This is a genomic window from Aquisphaera insulae (genome assembly GCF_011064615.1).
Classification (GTDB): Bacteria; Planctomycetota; Planctomycetia; order Isosphaerales; family Isosphaeraceae; genus Aquisphaera; species Aquisphaera insulae.
Genome location: NZ_JAALJH010000024.1, coordinates 45,296 through 62,973 on the forward strand (window position 1 = coordinate 45,296; position 17,678 = coordinate 62,973).

12 protein-coding genes are annotated in these 17,678 nt (G+C 69.3%); 6 read left to right on the top strand and 6 right to left on the bottom strand.

What is annotated here, in order from left to right; all coding sequences use genetic code 11:
* Positions 1-38: 38 nt before the first annotated feature.
* The 3 genes from G6O54_RS15095 to G6O54_RS15105 form a co-directional block, all read right to left on the bottom strand.
* Positions 39-2,162, bottom strand: coding sequence for a thioredoxin domain-containing protein (locus tag G6O54_RS15095; RefSeq protein ID WP_250846905.1), 2,124 nt, complete (start codon positions 2,160-2,162; stop codon positions 39-41).
* Positions 2,163-2,354: 192 nt separating this feature from the next.
* Positions 2,355-6,158, bottom strand: a complete 3,804-nt coding sequence (locus G6O54_RS15100; protein ID WP_165226476.1) for a serine/threonine-protein kinase — start codon at positions 6,156-6,158, stop codon at positions 2,355-2,357.
* A complete protein-coding gene (locus G6O54_RS15105) occupies positions 6,136-6,774 on the bottom strand; it encodes an ECF-type sigma factor (RefSeq protein WP_165226477.1) in 639 nt (212 codons plus the stop codon). The genes G6O54_RS15100 and G6O54_RS15105 overlap by 23 nt, the downstream gene beginning before the upstream one ends.
* Positions 6,775-7,059: 285 nt before the next feature.
* Between G6O54_RS15105 and G6O54_RS15110 the strand changes: the two genes are divergently transcribed.
* The 3 genes from G6O54_RS15110 (at position 7,060) to G6O54_RS15120 (ending at position 10,998) form a co-directional block, all read left to right on the top strand.
* Complete coding sequence (locus G6O54_RS15110) at positions 7,060-8,118, top strand: DUF1559 domain-containing protein (protein WP_165226478.1); 1,059 nt, start codon at positions 7,060-7,062, stop codon at positions 8,116-8,118.
* 13 nt (positions 8,119-8,131) lie between these two features.
* A complete protein-coding gene (locus tag G6O54_RS15115) occupies positions 8,132-8,461 on the top strand; it encodes a hypothetical protein (protein ID WP_250846906.1) in 330 nt (109 codons plus the stop codon).
* A 113-nt stretch (positions 8,462-8,574) separates the two neighbouring features.
* A complete protein-coding gene (locus G6O54_RS15120; RefSeq protein ID WP_165226479.1) occupies positions 8,575-10,998 on the top strand; it encodes a hypothetical protein in 2,424 nt (807 codons plus the stop codon).
* Positions 10,999-11,228: 230 nt separating this feature from the next.
* Here G6O54_RS15120 and G6O54_RS15125 read toward each other — a convergent pair whose 3' ends face one another.
* Positions 11,229-11,477: a hypothetical protein gene (locus G6O54_RS15125; RefSeq protein ID WP_165226480.1), complete on the bottom strand. Its 249-nt coding sequence runs from the start codon at positions 11,475-11,477 to the stop codon at positions 11,229-11,231.
* A 398-nt stretch (positions 11,478-11,875) separates the two neighbouring features.
* Here G6O54_RS15125 and G6O54_RS15130 point away from each other — a divergent pair, with 398 nt between their 5' ends.
* The 3 genes from G6O54_RS15130 (at position 11,876) to G6O54_RS15140 (ending at position 14,644) form a co-directional block, all read left to right on the top strand.
* A complete protein-coding gene (locus G6O54_RS15130) occupies positions 11,876-12,373 on the top strand; it encodes a metallophosphoesterase family protein (RefSeq protein WP_165226481.1) in 498 nt (165 codons plus the stop codon).
* Between the two features lie 123 nt (positions 12,374-12,496).
* Positions 12,497-13,816 (top strand): putative sugar nucleotidyl transferase, encoded by a 1,320-nt coding sequence (locus tag G6O54_RS15135; protein WP_165226482.1) that lies wholly within the window; start codon positions 12,497-12,499, stop codon positions 13,814-13,816.
* Positions 13,817-13,942: 126 nt separating this feature from the next.
* A complete protein-coding gene (locus G6O54_RS15140) occupies positions 13,943-14,644 on the top strand; it encodes a Uma2 family endonuclease (protein WP_165226483.1) in 702 nt (233 codons plus the stop codon).
* Positions 14,645-14,667: 23 nt separating this feature from the next.
* On the opposite strand, the gene G6O54_RS15145 is transcribed toward G6O54_RS15140, so the two are convergent.
* Both G6O54_RS15145 and G6O54_RS15150 read right to left on the bottom strand, forming a co-directional pair.
* Complete coding sequence (locus G6O54_RS15145; protein ID WP_165226484.1) at positions 14,668-16,980, bottom strand: ThuA domain-containing protein; 2,313 nt, start codon at positions 16,978-16,980, stop codon at positions 14,668-14,670.
* Positions 16,955-17,677 (bottom strand): hypothetical protein, encoded by a 723-nt coding sequence (locus G6O54_RS15150; RefSeq protein WP_165226485.1) that lies wholly within the window; start codon positions 17,675-17,677, stop codon positions 16,955-16,957. The genes G6O54_RS15145 and G6O54_RS15150 overlap by 26 nt, the downstream gene beginning before the upstream one ends.
* Position 17,678: the final 1 nt, after the last annotated feature.

The window sequence follows — 17,678 nt, forward strand, 5'->3', positions numbered from 1 at the left end:
TGCCCCGCGGACGTGGCAAGCTGAGGCGACTCCGGCGATTATCGCGATGGTGCGTCGGCCGGACCGGCCGGCGGCGTGCCGCTCAGCCCGGCAAGGGCCCCGGTCAGGCCCGCCAGGCCGATGACCGGCTCCTTGCAGGCGAATCGCTCGCAAACATACGTCGTCAGCTTGCCATCGCGGGCCGGCCGATCCTTCAGGAGCGGGACCTGCCCGGCGAGCGTCGTGGCCTGGCTAGCCGTGGCCGGCGCGACCACGACGTGCGGGAGGAAGGGACGGTAAACGGCCTTCATCGCCCCGACCATCTCCGGATCGTCATCCGGCGCAACGATCGCCAGCTCCTGGACCGGGCTGAGGTCGAAGTCGAGCGCGATCAGGCTCTGGCCGGACGCGGCGGGGACGGTCTCGATCACGACCTGGACCGCGTCGAGGGCCCGGCGGCCGGTACGATGAAGATCCTCCCGGCCGGTCAGGGCGGCCAGCCGCAGGAGCGCGGTGGCGGCCATGGCATTGCCGGAGGGCGTGGCGTTGTCGAAGTGGTCCTTCGGCCGCGTGAGCAGGGCCTCGTGGCTCTTGCCCGTGTAATGGAAGCCCCCCTGGGACTCGTCGGCGAACTCCGCGATCATGACGTCGGACAGCTCGATCGCGGCGACGATCCACCGCGGCTCGCCGGTGGCCTCGTACAGGCGGGTCAGGCCGTCGATGAGATTGGCGTAATCGTCGAGATAGCCGTTCAATCGAGCCACACCGTCCTTGTACGTGTGGAGCAGCCGCCCATCCTCGCCACGGAGGTTGTCCAGCAGGAAACCCGCCGCGCGGGATGCGGCCTCGACGAACTTCGGGAAGATGATCGCCCGGCCGGCCACGGCCATCGCCGCAATCATCAAGCCGTTCCAGGAGGTCAGGATCTTCGTATCCTTCGCCGGTGGCACGCGGCGGTCGCGAACGGCCAGAAGCTTCGCCCGGTCCTGGGCCAGGGTCGAGAAGAGACTCAACTCATTGAGGTTGTGCTGTGTGGCGATCTCGGACAGCGGCCGGGGGAGATTGAGGATGTTCCGGTGCTCCCAGTTCCCCGACTCGGTGACGTCATACACCTCCGCGAAGGTCTTGCCCCGCTCCGGTCCGAGGATCTCGAGGACCTCGGCCAGGGTCCAGACGTAGTATTTTCCCTCGACGCCCTCACTGTCGGCGTCCTCGGTCGAGTAGAAGCCGCCGGCCGGATCGGTCATCCGCCCCAGGACGTAATACAGCGTCTCGGTCGCGACGTGGGCATATTCCATGTCGCCGGTCAACTGGTACGCCTCGACATAGGTCGTGGCGAGCAGGGCGTTGTCGTAGAGCATCTTCTCGAAGTGCGGGACCAGCCAGCGGTCGTCGGTGGAATACCGGGCGAAGCCGCCGCCGAGGTGATCGTAGATGCCGCCCCGGGCCATCTTGTCGAGCGTCAGCCGGACGGCTTGCAGCGCCCGGTTGTCGCCGGTGCGGGCGTGCTGCCGGAGCAGGAGGCGAAGGTCCATCGGGTGCGGGAACTTGGGGGCGTCGCCGAAGCCTCCGTGGCGGGCGTCGAAGTGCTCCAGCAGCTTCCTCGCGGCGGCGTCGATGTGGCCGAAGGTCAGCCCCCCGGGCTTCCCCGGCGCGAGGCTCTCCATGGCCCGGAGCTGCTCGGTCATCCCGGCCGCCGAGGAGAGGATCTCCGGCCTCCTCTCCAGCCACGCCCGATGCACGCCCAGGAGCACCCGGGGGAACCCCGCCATGCCCCGCGCGTCGGTCGGCGGGAAGTACGTGCCGCCGAAGAACGGCTGGAGGTCCGGCGTCAGGAAGACCGACATCGGCCAGCCGCCGTGACCCGTCATCGCCTGCACGGCACTCATGTAGATCTGATCGAGGTCCGGCCGCTCCTCGCGGTCCACCTTCACGTTGATGAAGTGCTCATTCATGAGCGCGGCGATGTCCGGATCCTCGAAGCTCTCCCGCTCCATCACGTGGCACCAGTGGCAGGCCGAATAGCCGATCGACAGGAAGATCGGCCGATCCTCCGCCTTCGCCCTCGCGAGCGCCTCCGGCCCCCAGGGATACCAGTCCACCGGGTTGTGCGCGTGCTGGAGCAAGTAAGGGCTCGTCTCCCCCGCCAGCCTGTTCGCCCGTCGATTCGCATGATGCGACACGTGCAAGTGCTCCTCGATCTGGACGTCCCATTCCATTCGCCGACGACGCGGACGCCGCCCGGCTCGATGATTATGACCCGGCACGCCTCTCGTGTCATCGCACTTATCGCGCCGCCCCCGCTCGTCGTCGGATCGGCGACCATCCACGCCCGAGATCCCGATGACCGCTGGCCTGGCCGGCGCGGATGCCGTTCATCGGGCGAAGACGTCGCGGGGAAATTCCGCGGGGCCGGCCTGACTCGTCGGGCTGCTCGCGATCCAGGAATCCAGCTCGGCCCAGAGTGCCAGCCAGGCCGCGCGTTCGGCGGCCGGTAACTGGGCCAATGCGATCGGGGAGCGGACCGGGGCGAGCTCCGGCGCGATCCTCCAGGATCTCACCTCCTCCACGAGATCGGCCGCGAGCGGGCGGCCATCCCGAAACGACGGCCGCCGGGCCTTCACCTCGGACCGAAACCAGGCGAGGGCATCCCGCCGCAGCCGGAGTTTCTCTTCCCACGAGGGTTCCATCCCGCGGTGGTAGCCGCCGCATGAGGCCTGGACCGCGGAGCAGGCCGCCAGGTATCCGTCGCCCCCGGATGGCTCGCCGCGGATCGCTCCCGCGAAGAGTCGGGCGGCGGTGGAGAAATGGCTCATGAGATGAAATATGCGAGCCATGACCAGGGCTTCGGCCTCGTCCCTGGGGTGTTCGGTGCCCGCCTCGACGGCCGCCAGCCGCCCTCCCAGCGCGATCGCGGCCTCCGCCAGGGCGATCCAGCGGGCGGACGGCAGGGGCCACACGTCGCGCATCGTACCGAGGCGGTGGCCCTCTCGCAGCGACCTGACGGCGAGGTCGAACTCCGAGCGCGCCATCCGCGCGAGCCCCAGGCCGCAATGGGCTTCGGCGGCTCCGGGCTCCAGGCCGACGCCCTTGCCGTAGGCTTCGACGGCCCCGTCCTCGTCCCCCAGGGCGAGGAGCCCGTTGCCCAGCGCAACCTGGGCGTAGGACTCCTGCCGCTCGAGGCGAGCCGCCTCCCTGGCCGCCTCGACCGAGCCGGCCGGGTCCCCCAGCGCGAGCAGCGCCTCCGCGAGGTTGCTCCTGTAGGTCGCCGACCCGGGGTCGCGCCGGAGAAGCACGCGAAAGGCCGCTGCCGCTCCATCCAGATCGCCGAGCTGGGAGAGGGCCACCGCTTGGTTGGAGAGGTACTCCGGATTCAGGGGATCGAGCCGAACCGCCTCGTCATACTCGCGGGCCGCCCGAGCGAAGTCCCTCGTCTGATAGAGGCTCCCGCCGAGCAGCGTGTGGGCCTGCGCGTAATCAGGCCGTATGCGCACCGCCGCCTCAAATGCCGGGATTGCATCCCGGTACTTGCCCATCAGGAACCTGACGCTTCCCAGTTGGAAGTAGGCCGCGAAGGCGCGTGGATCGAGTTGAATCGCCCGTTCCTGGGCCGCGGCCGCCCCCGGCAGGTCTTCCGCGCCCCGCAGGACATATCCGAGATTGAAATAATAGCTCGCGGTATTGGGACGAATCTCGATAGCCCGCCGGATGGCGGCGAGAGCACCCTGGTGATCACCGAGGTCGCTCAGCGTGCCGCTGAGGTCGGAGAGGGCCTCAGAATAGTCGGGATCCAGCTCCACCGCGCGCCGCAGCTCGGCGGCAGCCTCGCCAGCCAGGCCGAGCGCCTTCAGTGCGGTGCTGAGCCTCCCGTGGGCGGCAGCAAGCCGCTCATCCAGCCGGATCGCCTCCCGGGCGGCGTCGGCCGCGGCCTTCCACTGGGCCAGTTCCCCGAGGACCTCCGCGAGGCTGATATACCCGGCGGGATTCTCCGGACTTGCGGCGGCAGCAGCCCGGAAGTAGGTCGACGCTTGCTTGAGATCGGGGGGCGTCCCGAATCGGTGGGCCGTCCCGAGGTCGTGATTGAACCAGAAGTCGCGCGGATACTGATTGCGGGCCCTACCCAGGAAGTCCCTCGCCGCGTCGAACTCCCTGTCCTCGATCAGCGCGGCTCCCACGTATTCCAGGAACGGTTTGGGGGTCCTGGTCACGTCGAGCCGCTTCGCGAGAGCCGCGAGCTCTGCATTCCGTTCCGACGGCGGGAGATGGCGGAGGCGGAGGCGGTCCGGGTTCTCGTCGATCGACGAGGCGAACGCGTCGAGCCGGGCGTGGACCGGCTCCTCGGCCTTCATAGCCCAGTCGTCGACCGCCGCGACGACGGCCTCGGCGACCCCGAGGTCGCGGATCCGCTCGCTCGCCGCGGCGGCGTCGGGGCCGAGGGGATCGATCCCGGCCCGGGAGAGGGCCTGCCGGTAGGCTTCTACCTTCCGGTCGCGGTCGAATCGCCCTTCCACGACGGCGGCACCGGCGATCCGAGCCGCTTCCAGCTCGCGGACGAGTGCATCGCTCGCCTTCAACCTGTCCCGGAGACCAACGGCCGCCGCCCATTCCGCGGCCGGCCGGCCCGCCTCCTCGAGGCTTTCGACGGCGCGCTCCGCGGCCTCCAGGGCCTCGCGGAAGTCCTCGGGACTGGAGCTGAACCTGGCCCGCTCCCCGAGGCGCATCGCCGTGGCGGCGTCGGCCCTCGCCTGGCCCGTCAGTCGGACCTCCTGGGACTTGCCGGCCCACCAGGCGATCCCTCCGACCAGGGCGAGCGCCGCCACCGCGGAGGCCGCGGCGGTCACGGAGACGGCCAGGCGATGCCGCCGGCCCCAGCGGCGGATCCGCGCCGCGATCGGCTCGCGAAAGGCCGAGACCGGCTCGTCGGCCAGCCACCGATCGAGGTCTTCGCCGAGGGCCCGTGCGGTCGGGTATCGGTCCTGAGGCCGGAACGCCATCGCCCTCAGGACCACCGCCTCCAGGGGGGCCGGCAATCGCGGCTGGAGCCGGCGGGGGGGAGTGAAATCCCCCGCTTTCACCCGGGCCAGCACCTCCTCGCGGCTCGCGCCTGAGAAGGGCGGCGAGCCGGTCAGGACGAAGTAAAGCGTGGCGCCCAGCCCGTAGATGTCGCTCGCCGGGCCGATCTCCTCGAGCCGCCCTTCCGCCTGTTCCGGGCTCATGTACAGGGGCGTGCCGATCTCCCGCCCGGCGATCGTCTCGCCGCCGAGTCCCGCCGAAGGGGGGGCGGCCTGCTGCGCTTCGCCCTCGCCGCCGCCCCGGACCTTCGCGAGCCCCCAGTCGACGACCAGGGTCTCGCCGAACGGCCCGAGCATGATGTTGTGAGGCTTGATGTCGCGGTGGATCACGCCCCGGCTGTGGGCGTAGGCAATCGTCTCGCAGACCGACACGAAACGGGCGAGGAGCTTCCGCAGCCGGCCGGCCCGGCCCGCCGCCTCGGGGTCCTCCCACTCGACCGCCTCGCGGCCCGATACGGCCTCCTGGAGGGTCTGGCCCTCGATGAACCTCATGGCGTAATAGGGCCGGCCGTCGGGATGCTCCCCCAGGCTGTAGATCGGCACGACGCCGGGGTGCTCGAGGATCCCCGTGATCTCCGCCTCGAGCGTGAACCGGGCCCGCAGCGAGGGATCCGCGTCCCAGGCGGGGTGAATCTCCTTGAGCGCCACCACGCGGCCGAGCTCGGAGTCCCTCGCCCGGAAGATGCGACCCAGGCCCCCTACGGCATGGGGGTCCCGATTCAGGGGCGTGTACCGCGCCGCGACCCGGAGCCGGGACACAGGAGCCGAGGGCCCGCCCGCCCCGCCCACGACCACGGGCTCGGTCTCCTCGCCGGCGGCCGGCAGGAGGTGCTCGATGATCCCCGACAGGGCCGGGAACCGCCCCGCCAGCTCGGAAGGCGTCACCACCTCCCCGACGTTCCGGCGATACTCCACCTCGATGAGGAGCAGGTCCCTCAGCAGCGCCGTCCGTTCCGGCTGGGGGATCGACATGAGGTAGAGGGTCGCCAGGTGCTCCTCGACCGACAGACGGCCGCCGCTCCGCCAACGCCCGTCGAATCGGTCGCACCGCTCGTCGTTGCGGCGCGCGGCGGAGTCTGATAGCTCATCCTCGGATGGATACTCCATCGTCGTCCTCCTCGTGGCGCCAGATCTTGCGGATCAGGCGCAGCTTCCGGTCCACCGTGGCGCGGCTCATCCCGATCACCTGGGCGATCTCCCCGACCCCGTATCCGTCCAGCCTGAGCCGGGCCACCCTTTTCAGCAGGTCGTCGCCCAGCGCTTCGAAGCAGGCATCGAGCTCGTCTGCGAGCATTGCGGCGACATCCGGCGACGGCCCGGCGGCGGCTGGCTCTGCCTCGGCCTCGTCGGGCCCGATCGCGGACAGGTTGATCACCCCCCCGCCGCGCCGCTGCGCCCGCTCCTTCCGGAGGTGATTGAGGCTCTTCCAGTGCAGCTTCTTCAGCAGCAGTAGCCAGAGGCCGAAGCCGTCGTCGGGGGCGGACGTCGAGCCGCTTTCGATCAGACCGAGGACGCTGCGGAACGTGCTGGCCGCCAGGTCCTCCGGATCGGCGGAACGCCGCACGGAGGGGTACGCGGCGCGGGCCCGCTCGACGAGTCGTTCGTAATACCGGGCCCAGATCGCGGTGGCCGCCCCCTCGCGATCGCCCAGTCGCCCCCGGAGGGTGGCGATGTGAGCGGCCGTCGAGAGGATGGAACTCGCGGTGTCGGTAGGGGAATCCATGGAAGACCGGCCTCGAATGCGATTCGAATTCCCCGGCCTCGACGAGGCGTCAGGCCGGAAATCGGATCTCCGGCGGCACAGAGACACTCACGCGCCCACGCCCGGCGGCCTCGATTGTCGTCGCGCCGGAACATGGATTCCAGGTGTCTTCGTGGCGAGCCAGTTTTGGAAAGCCAAAAACTAAAATTGGAATCTATGGTTTTCGTGTTGCTATTATGGAAAATACGAATTAGGATGCGCCCAAATACATGAAGTGCTTCCGGACAGAGCCATGAGGAGCGGCCGATGCCCACGCAACCTGACCCCCGACGCGGAGCCTTCACGCTGATCGAGCTCCTCGTTGTGATCGCCATCATCGCGATCCTGATCAGCCTGCTCCTGCCCGCCGTGCAGGGGGCGAGGGCCTCGGCCAGGCGGATCCAGTGCGTGAACAACCTCAAGCAACTGGGGCTCGGGCTGGCGAATTACGAGTCGGCCCATCGGGCGTTCCCGCCCGCATACCTGGGAGATCCTCGGGCGTCGGGGACGGCGTACGGGGTGAACTATCCGGATCCGAATGGGAACACGCTGTCGGGGTTCGCGTGGGGGGCTCTGATCCTGCCGCAGCTCGAGCAGGCGCCGGTGCACTCGGCGTTCAACTTCAACTTGCCGTGCTGGGCGCCGGACAATACAACGTCGGCGCGGACAAAGCTGAGCGTCTTCCTCTGCCCGTCGGCGACGGGGGGCGAGGATGGCTTCGCGCTGCACCGGTACACGAACGGGGATTCGCAGGCCCCCAACGATGCCGGGCCGTTCGACCCGGAGATTCGCTTCGCCCATTCGCACTACGTCACGAACGCGGGCGTGAATCAGCCGTGGGGGCGGTCGCCGGCGTATTCGAGCGACTTCGACGTGCCCGAGCCGCTCCCCAACGGCATGTCCGTGGTGATCGACGGGCCCTTCTATCGGAACTCGCGGACGAGCGTCGCGGCGGTCTCGGACGGGCTTTCGAACACGGTCTTCCTGGGAGAGCGCACCTCGAAGCTCTGCGACGGCACCTGGGTCGGTGTGGTCCCCTTCGCCAGCGTCTGGCCCAAGCCGGGCTGGCCGTCGGACCCGAACAGCGGCGGCGACCTCGTGGGGAGCCACAGCGGGCCGGACGTCCACGACCATCCCCAGGTGATCATCCATGCCCCGAACCACCCGTTCGGCCACACCGACGAGATGTACTCCCAGGACGGCGACGGCGGCAACGTCCTCATGGGCGACGGCTCGGTCCGGTTCATCAAGAAGACGATCTACCCGTGGACCTGGGTCGCCCTCTGCACCCGCAGCGGCGGCGAGGTCATCAGCTCGGACCAGTGAGGAGCCACCCGGGATGAGAATGATCCAGATACACCGCCTCCTCGGCATCCTGCTGGTCGCGACGCTCCTCGGGCTGATCGGTGCCGGGTGCGGCCCGGCCCAGGTCGGCCCGGACCGGGACGCGTTCAAGGCCATCGATGCCCTGTACACGGCCGTCTCCTTGCGGGACGTCACGCTCACGGATCGCTGCGCGGGCCAGCTCAGGGAGTTGCACGCCGCTGCGAAGCTCCCCGAGGCCCCCTACCGCGAGCTCGTCGCGATGATCGATGAGGCGAAGTCGGGCGGCTGGGAGCATGCCCAGGGGCGGCTGGCCTCGTTCATGGAAGGGCAGCAACGACGCTGACGATGGTCTTGGATCCGGGCACCGGGCCTGCCATCATCGAGGGCGAGACGGACGATCGCGCGGCGCGGCCTCCCCGGCCCCGGGTCGATCCGCCGGATCGGAGTCTCGCCTCCATGAGCCCTCGCCGCCTGATCTTCACGCAAGCCCTCCTCATCGTCGCCCCGATCCTCGCCAATGCCGCCCGCGCCGACTCCCCGCCCGGCGACACCGCCCGCAAGGCCGTGCTCCGCCTGGAGTCGGACCGGGGCGCCAACCTCCTCCGGTCCGATCGCTGGGAGTTCGAGGGCGAGGGCTTCCGCCGCGAGGGAGACACCTTCGCCTGCGACGACACGATGCCCGGCAAACGCCGGGGGATCTTTCAGCGGGTGGAGCTGAACCAGGCGGAGGCCCGGCCCATCGTGGCCTCGGCCTGGAGCAAGGCCGAGGGGGTCTCCGGCTCGGCCGACGATGACTATTCGGTCTACCTGGACCTGACTTTCACCGACGGCACCGAGCTCTGGGGCCGGACGGCGGACTTCCGCGTCGGCACCCATGATTGGCAGCGGGCCGAGGTGAACGTCTTCCCCGAGAAGCCGGTGAAATCCGTCACGATCAACCTGCTGCTCCGCACCCACGCCGGCAAGGTCTCATTCCGCGGGGCCTCCCTCCAGTCGCCGGCAATCCCCCCCGGCGCGGTCCTCTTCGACGGCCTGCCGGTCGTCGCCCGCGGGCCGGCCGTCGAGGGCTTTCAGGTCCGCGACGTCGCCGCGGGGAGCGATTTCTTGCCGATCCGCGACCGGGCACTCGGGCTCGAGCTCGAGGCCCGGGCCTCGAGCCGGGCCGGTGCGGAGTTCCAGGACGTCACCCTCCGCGACACGACGGGCAAGGATCGCGCGATCACGCTGCTGTACGCGATCCCCATCGCCCCCGCGGGCACCGCCTGGCTGGACGATCCCCGGACGACCCGTGCCGTGGAGGCCGGCCGCGAATACGTCCACGCCCATCCCGCACGCGCCGGCACCGGCCGGCTCTCGTCCTATCCTTTCGCCGCGATCACGACCGACGACGGCAAGGGGAAGGGGGAGGCGATCGGGATCGACATGGCCTATCCGGCCGTCTTCCGGGCCGGCTACCACGCCGGGACGGGGGAGCTCTGGATCGCCTACGACCTCGGCCTGACGGTCGAGAAGCCGACCGCCCACCTCCGCTTCTGCCGGTTACGCTTCGACCCCGCCTGGGGCTTCCGCGCCGCGCTCGACGCCTACTACCGGACCTTCCCGGGAGCCTTCACCAGGCGGGTCAAGGAACAGGGGCTCTGGATGCCCTTCGCGAAGATCAGCGACGTCAAGGGCTGGGAGGACTTCGGCTTCCGGATCAAGGAGGGGAACGACGAGACGGCCTGGGACGACGCCCACGGCATCATCACCTTCCGCTACACCGAGCCGATGACCTGGTGGATGCCGATGAAGAAGGAGACCCCGCGGACGATCGCGGCCGCCGTCGACGAGGCGAGGCGGCTCGCCGAGATGGGAAACCCGGAGGCGAGGGCCTTCGCCGGGAGCGTCTATCACGACATCGACGGCACGCCGCCGGCCCTCTTCCGCGACGAGCCGTGGAACCACGGCGCCGTCTGGAGCATGAACTCGATGCCGGGGCTCTCCGGCGAGTTCACCGACTTCCGCACCAAGTGGAGCCCGGCGATCAAGGAGAAGCTCTACGGCCCCGGGCGTCGCGGAGACCTCGACGGCGAGTACGTCGATTCGAGCGAGGGCTACGTCACCGACGAGCTGGATTTTCGCCGCGACCACTTCGCCGCCGCCGATACCCCGCTGACGTTCGCGCCGGGATCGTCCCGGCCGGCCATCTTCCGCGGTCTCATCGCCTTCGAGTACGTCCGCGGGATCGAGCGGGACGTCCACGCGATGAACCGGCTGATGATGGCCAACGCCACGCCCGACCGCCTCTGCTGGCTGGCCCCGCTGCTGGACGTGATGGGGACGGAGACCGACTGGAACCCGCGCGGCAAGTGGCGGCCGATGAGCGACTCCGACCTGATCTACCGCCGTGCCCTCTGCAAGGGGAAGCCGTTCTGCTTCCTCATGAACACCGACTTCGCGAGGTTCCCCGCCGAGCTCGTGGAGAAGTACATGAAGCGGTCGCTCGCCTACGGCGTCTTCCCCGGCTTCTTCAGCCACAACGCCGCCGAGGGCCACTACTTCACCCGGCCGGAGCTCTACGACCGGGACCGTCCCCTCTTTCGCAAGTACGTCCCCCTCTGCCGGCGCGTGGCCGAAGCCGGCTGGGAACCGATCACGCAGGCCCGCTCGAACGACCCGAAGGTCCACGTCGAGCGCTTCGGCACCGGCGAGGCCGGCACGCCGATCTACCTGACCGTCTTCAACGACAGCCCCGCACGCCGCACCGCCGCGATCCGCCTGGAGCGGACGGCCTCGCCGACCGGCCGAGAGCTCGTCCGGGACGTCCCCGTTGCCTGGAAGGACGGCACGACGACACTCTCCCTCGACGGCGAGGATGTCGCGGTGATCGAGCTGAGGTGAGAGCAGGCCGACCTGCTGCCCCATGGTCATCCACCCGGCCCCGGCGGCGGAGGGCGAGGCCCACGCGCGACCGGGAAAGCCGAGCGGGATCGGGACGCATGAGCGTGCGCGAGGCCGAATCCATCCGGTCCGATAGAGGGGGCCGACGCCGACGCATCATCCGGCCCGGGATCGCGCGGGGAAGAACGGTGCGGTGGGGCCTTGGGGAAAGGGCGACCTGGCCCGACCGCTCAGCTCTTGCGACGGAATCCTTGGATCGTGTCTTGCTCGGGATGGTCGAACCCGCAGCCGGCGTCCGGGGCCTCGTGGTGGGCCTCCCTGGCTTCCGGGGCCTCATTCGCCCGCTGAGCATGCTCCAGTGGCTCCTGAACGCGAGAGGGGGAGGGCGTCGGGAGCGAGTTCTCGACATGAGTCTTGGGATGCGTGGCCGACTTGCGGGCCTGGGTCTTCTTGGTACGAGTACGGGTTGCCGTGGTCATGGGACACCTCCCCGCGCGTCGCGGGATAATCCATGAAAGGCGCGGATGCCGCCCAAGGGTATGGGCAATCTTCCACCCTTCCGGCGACCGGCCTCTGCGATGGCCGATCGCGCAGCGTCTCGACGAGAGCCGCCGCGGGGCCCTGTCAGACCGAGAACCCGCCCGGCCGGGACGAGATCGACCTCCCCGGCGATGCGGAACCCGGCACGACTTGTGAAACCCTTGTCAAAGTCTAGCGGTGGGCATTGAACTTGGCCAGGGTCGCTGGCGTCTTTATTTTCGTGGAAGTCGGGGGCGGGAACGATCCGGCCGCTAGCCGGATGGCGCGATGATTGCGTCAGGATGGTCCTCGGGCGCTGACCCCCGGCTTCGATTTCAGGACTCGAGGGGACGGAACCATGCTCATCGGCCTTCTCTCGGATACGCACGATCAGGTCGAGCGCACCCGGGATGCCGTCCGCGAGCTCAAGGAACTTGGCGTCATGGCCCTGATCCATTGCGGCGACCTCACCACGGCGGATGTCGTGGACGCCTGCGCGGGGGTGCCGGGCTATTTCGTCTTCGGCAACTGTGATTATGACCGCCGGGGCCTGGAAGTGGCGATCGCCGCCATCGGCGGCACGTGCCTGGGGGACGGCGACCTCATCACCCTGGCCGGCCGCCGGATCGCCGTGACCCATGGGCACCTCGATACTCAGGTCGGTCGGCTGCTGGACCTGAAGCCGGAGTTCTTTTTCTACGGCCATACTCATCGTCGCGAGGATGCCATGAAAGGCCCGACGCGGTGGATCAACCCGGGGGCCCTCCATCGGGCCAATCCGTGGACGATGGCCACGCTGGACCTCGCGACCGACCGGCTCGATGTCCTGACGATCGGCACCGCTATGCGTGCGTGACTGCGTTTGCCGACTTGTCTTCCGGGATTTCGCCGATCGAGTTACCATCCGTCGGCACCTCCGGGGACCGAGGGAGTCGGCCCCCTCGATACGACACGATCGCCGACCCAACGGAGCGGGAACATGCGACTCTGCCTCGCCGAAGACATCGCGGCGGCTCAACTCGAGCCGTTGACGCTCACCCGGCCGGTCCACGACCTCTGGCTCGGCGGCACGACGCTGGGTTCCAAGATCGCTCGAGCGTTCGGCATCGGCGAGGGCCCCCAGCGACGGGGGGCGGTGATCCGCGGGCATCTGACCCGCGTCCAGCGCGAGCGGGATCCCCACGTCGTGCTCAACGATCCCGACTGGCTGGCACGCGGGCCCCTGGTCGTGGTCAATAGCCGCTGGGTCCCCCCCGCGGGGTTCGAGGCCCCGAGCCTGGCGTCGCCCTGCGTGGGCGTCTGCGAGGGCGAGCCCGCCTTCGCCGTCGTCGCCCCGGACGACGCGGTTTCCTCCCTGACAGCCCACGGCATGGGCGCCTGGTTCGAGCGGATGGCCGAGCGGCACTCCGCCGCGGACGTCGGCGGCGAGTGGATCCGGCGTCCCTGGGACCTCGTCTCCAGGAACGCCGCGCACATCGAGCGCGACTTCGCGGAATCCGGCCGTCGCGGCGTGACCAATCGCCAGCTCGCGACCCTGGCCCTGGTGGGTCCCTCCGATCGACTGAACATCCACGAGACGGCACGGATCGATCCCTACACGGTCTTCGATACGACCAATGGCCCGATCGTCGTCGGGCGGAACGTCTGGGTCCAACCATTCACCCGGGTCGAAGGCCCGTGCTACATCGGTGCGGAGACCCAGCTCTTCCGGGCCAACATCCGCGGCGCGGTCTCCATCGGCCCGAACTGCCGGATCGGCGGCGAGGTCGAGGCCTCGATCATCCAGGGCCACTCCAACAAGTATCACGAGGGCTTCCTGGGCCACGCCTACATCGGCGAGTGGGTCAACCTCGGGGCGATCACCTCGAACAGCGACCTCCGGAACGACTACGGCGAGGTCTACGTCCCCTTGCAGGGCGACCCCGTGCCGACCGGCCAGGCCAAGGTCGGCTGCTTCGTCGGCGACCACACCCGCACGGGCATGGGCTCGATGCTCAACACCGGGACGGCCATCGGGGTGATGTGCAACGTCCTGCCCGCCGGCCTGCTCCTCCCCAAGCACGTCCCCTCGTTCACCGCCGTCCTCTACGGCCGCGTCGGTCCCGGTTTCTCGCTGGACCAGATGTTCGAGACCGCGCGGATCGTCATGAGCCGCCGCGGCAAGACCTTCGGCGAGGCCGACGAACAGCTCTACCGCGGCCTCTACGAGCAGACGCGACTGGAGCGCGAACGCGCCTTCCAGCGCACCCACGACCGTCGCGCCGACTTCTGGCCGGTGGCCCAGGCCGGGCGGATCTGAGGGCGACCGAAGGCCACTCCCCCGGATCTCACGCCCTGCACGAACCGCCCAGATCGGTTAGACTATGCTTGTGGATGGACGGGCACGATCGCATCGAGCCGAATGCCCCGCGGGGGTGAGGGACTCATGAGTACGATCTCCAGGCCGACGCAGGTTCTCGAGGTCGTCTATCCCGACAGCGACGGTCGGCCCATGGCGGACAACACGATTCAGTATCGTTGGATCGTCCTGATCAAGGAAGGACTCGAATACGCCTTCCGCGACAGGGATGACGTGTTCATCGCGGGCGACCTCCTCTGGTATCCCGTCGAGGGTGACAGGAACAACTGCATGGCGCCCGACGTCCTTGTCGCGTTGGGACGGCCGAAGGGGGATCGCGGATCATATCGCCAGTGGGTCGAGGGAGGCACTGCTCCCCAGGTCGTCTTCGAGGTCCACTCGCCCAGCAACACGCCGGCCGAGATGAGGCGGAAGCTCCGCTATTACGACCGCTACGGCGTCCGCGAGTACTACTACTACGACCCCGAAGCCGGCAAGCTCTCCGGCTGGCAACGAGACGATGAGCCCGGAAGACTCCGACGTATCGCCAGGATGAACGGATTCCGAAGCCCGCTCCTGGGCATCCGCTTCGAGAACGGTGCGGGCCGCGAAGCCCTGACCATCTTCGGTCCCGACGGCAAGCCGTTCCTCCCCCCGCTCAAGAGCGCCGAGCAGCGCGACGCCGCAATCGCGCAGGCGCAGGCCGAGCGTGAGAAGGCTCAGGCCGAGCGCGAGCGGGCCGAACGCCTGGCCGCGAAGCTCCGCGAGCTGGGCATCGAGCCGGACTGACCACGAGCCAGCTCTCACGCGCCTTACTCGAAGACCACCATCGAGTGCATCTCCACGACCGGGACGACCACCTCGACGCCGCGGTCGATCGGATGGAGCGGGAGCTCGCGGCCCTCGGGCTGCAGGGTGGCCTTGCGGACGCCCGGGACGCGGCAGGTGACGCGGATGTCGTGCAGGGGGATGACCTCCTCGCGGACCGGCCAGGTGCCGCGGAGCTCGGAGCGATCGGGGAAGCCGTATTGCTTCTGCAACTCCTGGGGGAGCGGCGCGACCTTCTGATAGATCGAGTGCATCCCCCAGGAACTCGCGTGGTTGAGCAAATGGACGATCGTCCGTTTGACCTCGAGCTGGCGGCGGAACGTGGCGCAGAGGAGCAGGGGGCCGCGTGCCTCCGCGGGCGGCGGCACGTCATGGGCGGCCCAGAGGCAGGCGTTCACGAGCAGGCGCCGGAGGAAGGTGTTGGGATAGAAGAACATCGCCTTGTCGATCCCCACCGGGAAGTAAACGACGCGCCCCTTGCCGTACTCCGAGACGATCGCGGCCGGCCACCGTTTGCCCGGGGATCGCGGTTCGCCCGAGAAGGTCGCCAGCACCCGGCCGCCCGGAAGGACATCGACCTCCGCCGCCGAGGCGATCACCGCGAGCGGCCCGCGTGCGGGGGGCTCGCCACTCGGGTTCCGCCAGGCGGTGTTCTGCTGGGCGAGGATCTCGGGGTCGTCGACGATCGGGTGCGAAGCCTCCGGATCGACCTGCAACGCCTCGTCTCGCTGGGTGACGACCCGCGACGAGGCGTATCGGGCGTGAAGCAGGTCCCCCAGGACGAAATCGGCACGTCGCCCGAAGGCCGCGTCGTGGAGCCCGGTCTCGAAGGTCGCGACCAGCCCGCCGCCGCCGCGAACGAAGCGGCGGATCACCTCCGCGGATCGGTCCGAGAGGACCAGGGCATTGGGGAGCACCAGCACGCGGACGCCCCGCAGGTCGGCGTCTTCCAGGTCGAGCTCCGTCAGGATCCGCACGGGGAGATGGGCCTCGAGGACGGACCGGAACGCCCCCAGGACGTGCGAGACGTAGACGGGGAGCGCGGCCCGAGAGGCCAGCGTCCGCGACTGGTCCGACGCGACGATGCCGATGTAGGGGACTGGCTCCGAACCGACCCACCAGGCATCGCGAGCCTTCGCATCGGCTGCCCATGTGCGGAGGTATTCCTCGCGGCCCGTCGATTCGACGAACTCGGGATAGACGCCCCACGGCGGCCCTTCGAAGTACCGCAGCCGGAATTCGACCGGCGGCGAAACCCCGCTGATGCCGTGCGCCTGAGGCTGGAGCCACGACGTCGCCCCGCGATCGTGGGTCAGCGAGGCCAGGAACGCATGGACGAACGGGTGATAGAGGGCGTCTCCGGGGACGTCCCAGTGGAGCTCGACCGTGGAGACGTCCACCGCCTCGCAATACCGCAAGGGGTACTCGCCCATGTACGCCTCGGGGTAGTACCACGTCCGGTTCGCCGAGTGATTCACGAAGATCGCGGCCTCCGGGTTCTCGGCCCGGATCGCCCCGCGCATCCGGTCGGCCAGCGCCAGGAAGTTGCCTTCATGCCATGCCAGGTATTCGCGGGCGAGCGGATCGTGCAGGATGTCGAACCGGCCGGCGACCCGCGCCGGGATCTCCTTCCCGCCGGACGCCGCGCGGAAGGCGGCTCGCGTCGCCGGATCATACGTATGAAGATGATCGGGCGCGTAGCCGTCGAGCCAGAATCCGTCGATCCCGTAGGTCTTCACGACGTGGGCCATCTGCGCGAGCATCCAGCCGGCGTAGGGCGAGCGGATGTTGGCGAAGTTCGGCGTCGCGTCCGGCTTGCCGTCGGGGTTGATCCGCAGCCAGTCGGGATGGGCCTTCACGAACTCCGGGCTGAACATCGGGACCTGCACCGGCCCGATGTAGAGCACCGCCTTCGCCCCCGCGCCGTGGACGAGCGAGACGAACTTGCGGATATATTCATCCGCCTGGCGGACCTCCTCGGCGGGGTAGAGGCTCGCGGTCGGCCCGACGATGTCCCACTTCCGCAGCGCGTTGATCGTGATGACGTTGTAGCCCGCCGCCGCGAACGCCTCCGGCATCCGGCCGAGCCCCGGCGGAAGATGACCGATCCGCAGGTTCGTCCGGAGCCACGCCGGCACCGGCCGCCTCGGCAACGGCGCCATCACGCTCCGGGGCGGGAGCCCCGCCGCGTCGATCGCGGGCAGCTCGTCGCCTCGTGCCGTCACGACAACCCAGGCCAGGCAGATGCCCAACGCCGACGCCCAGGCCGCTTTACTGCGCTCCGCGATCGTGTGCATGTCGTGGACTCCCGTCGTGCCGGGACCGCCGACCTCGCGGCCCGCCACGACGGTGAGGATTGTACCTGGATCCGCGGAGCAGGGGGGCCATGCCACCGATCGCGAGCAGCAAGAGGCTTCGCGGCTCCGGAATCGCACCCACATCCGAGTGTCGGATCTGGATGTCCGCCGTCGCCCGCGGACCGATGTTGAACGATCTCGATGCGTCGCCGAGGAGGAAGGCGTCGAACCCGTCGTCCGGGCTCGTGGCCACGAGGTCGACGATCCCCGGGGCGAGGGCGTGGAAGGTGAACGTCCCGAGGAGGATCCTGGCGTTGGTCCCCAGAACCGGGCTCAGCGGATCGGCGAGGAGCGACAACGAGGCGCGGCCGTTCGGAGTGTCGATCACGGGATCGGGCGGCGGCGGCAGGAAGCCCGGCCCGAAGGTGATTTTGGTCAGCTCGACCGCCGCGCCGTCCTCGCCCAGGAAGCGCAGATCCACGCCCGCGGCGAGCAGCCCGACGTCATTGAGTGGCGCCGCGTCGGCATCGGTCCCGACCACGTAGATCCGGACGTCGAGCGATTCCCCGGCCTGCATCCTGAACCCCTCGGCCGGCGTGCCCGAGGCGTCGGCGATCTGGTAGAGCATGTTGGCCCGGGCGGGGCCGGCGGGGATCAACAAGAGGATCGTCGCGGTCAAGAATCGAGGCAGGCTCATG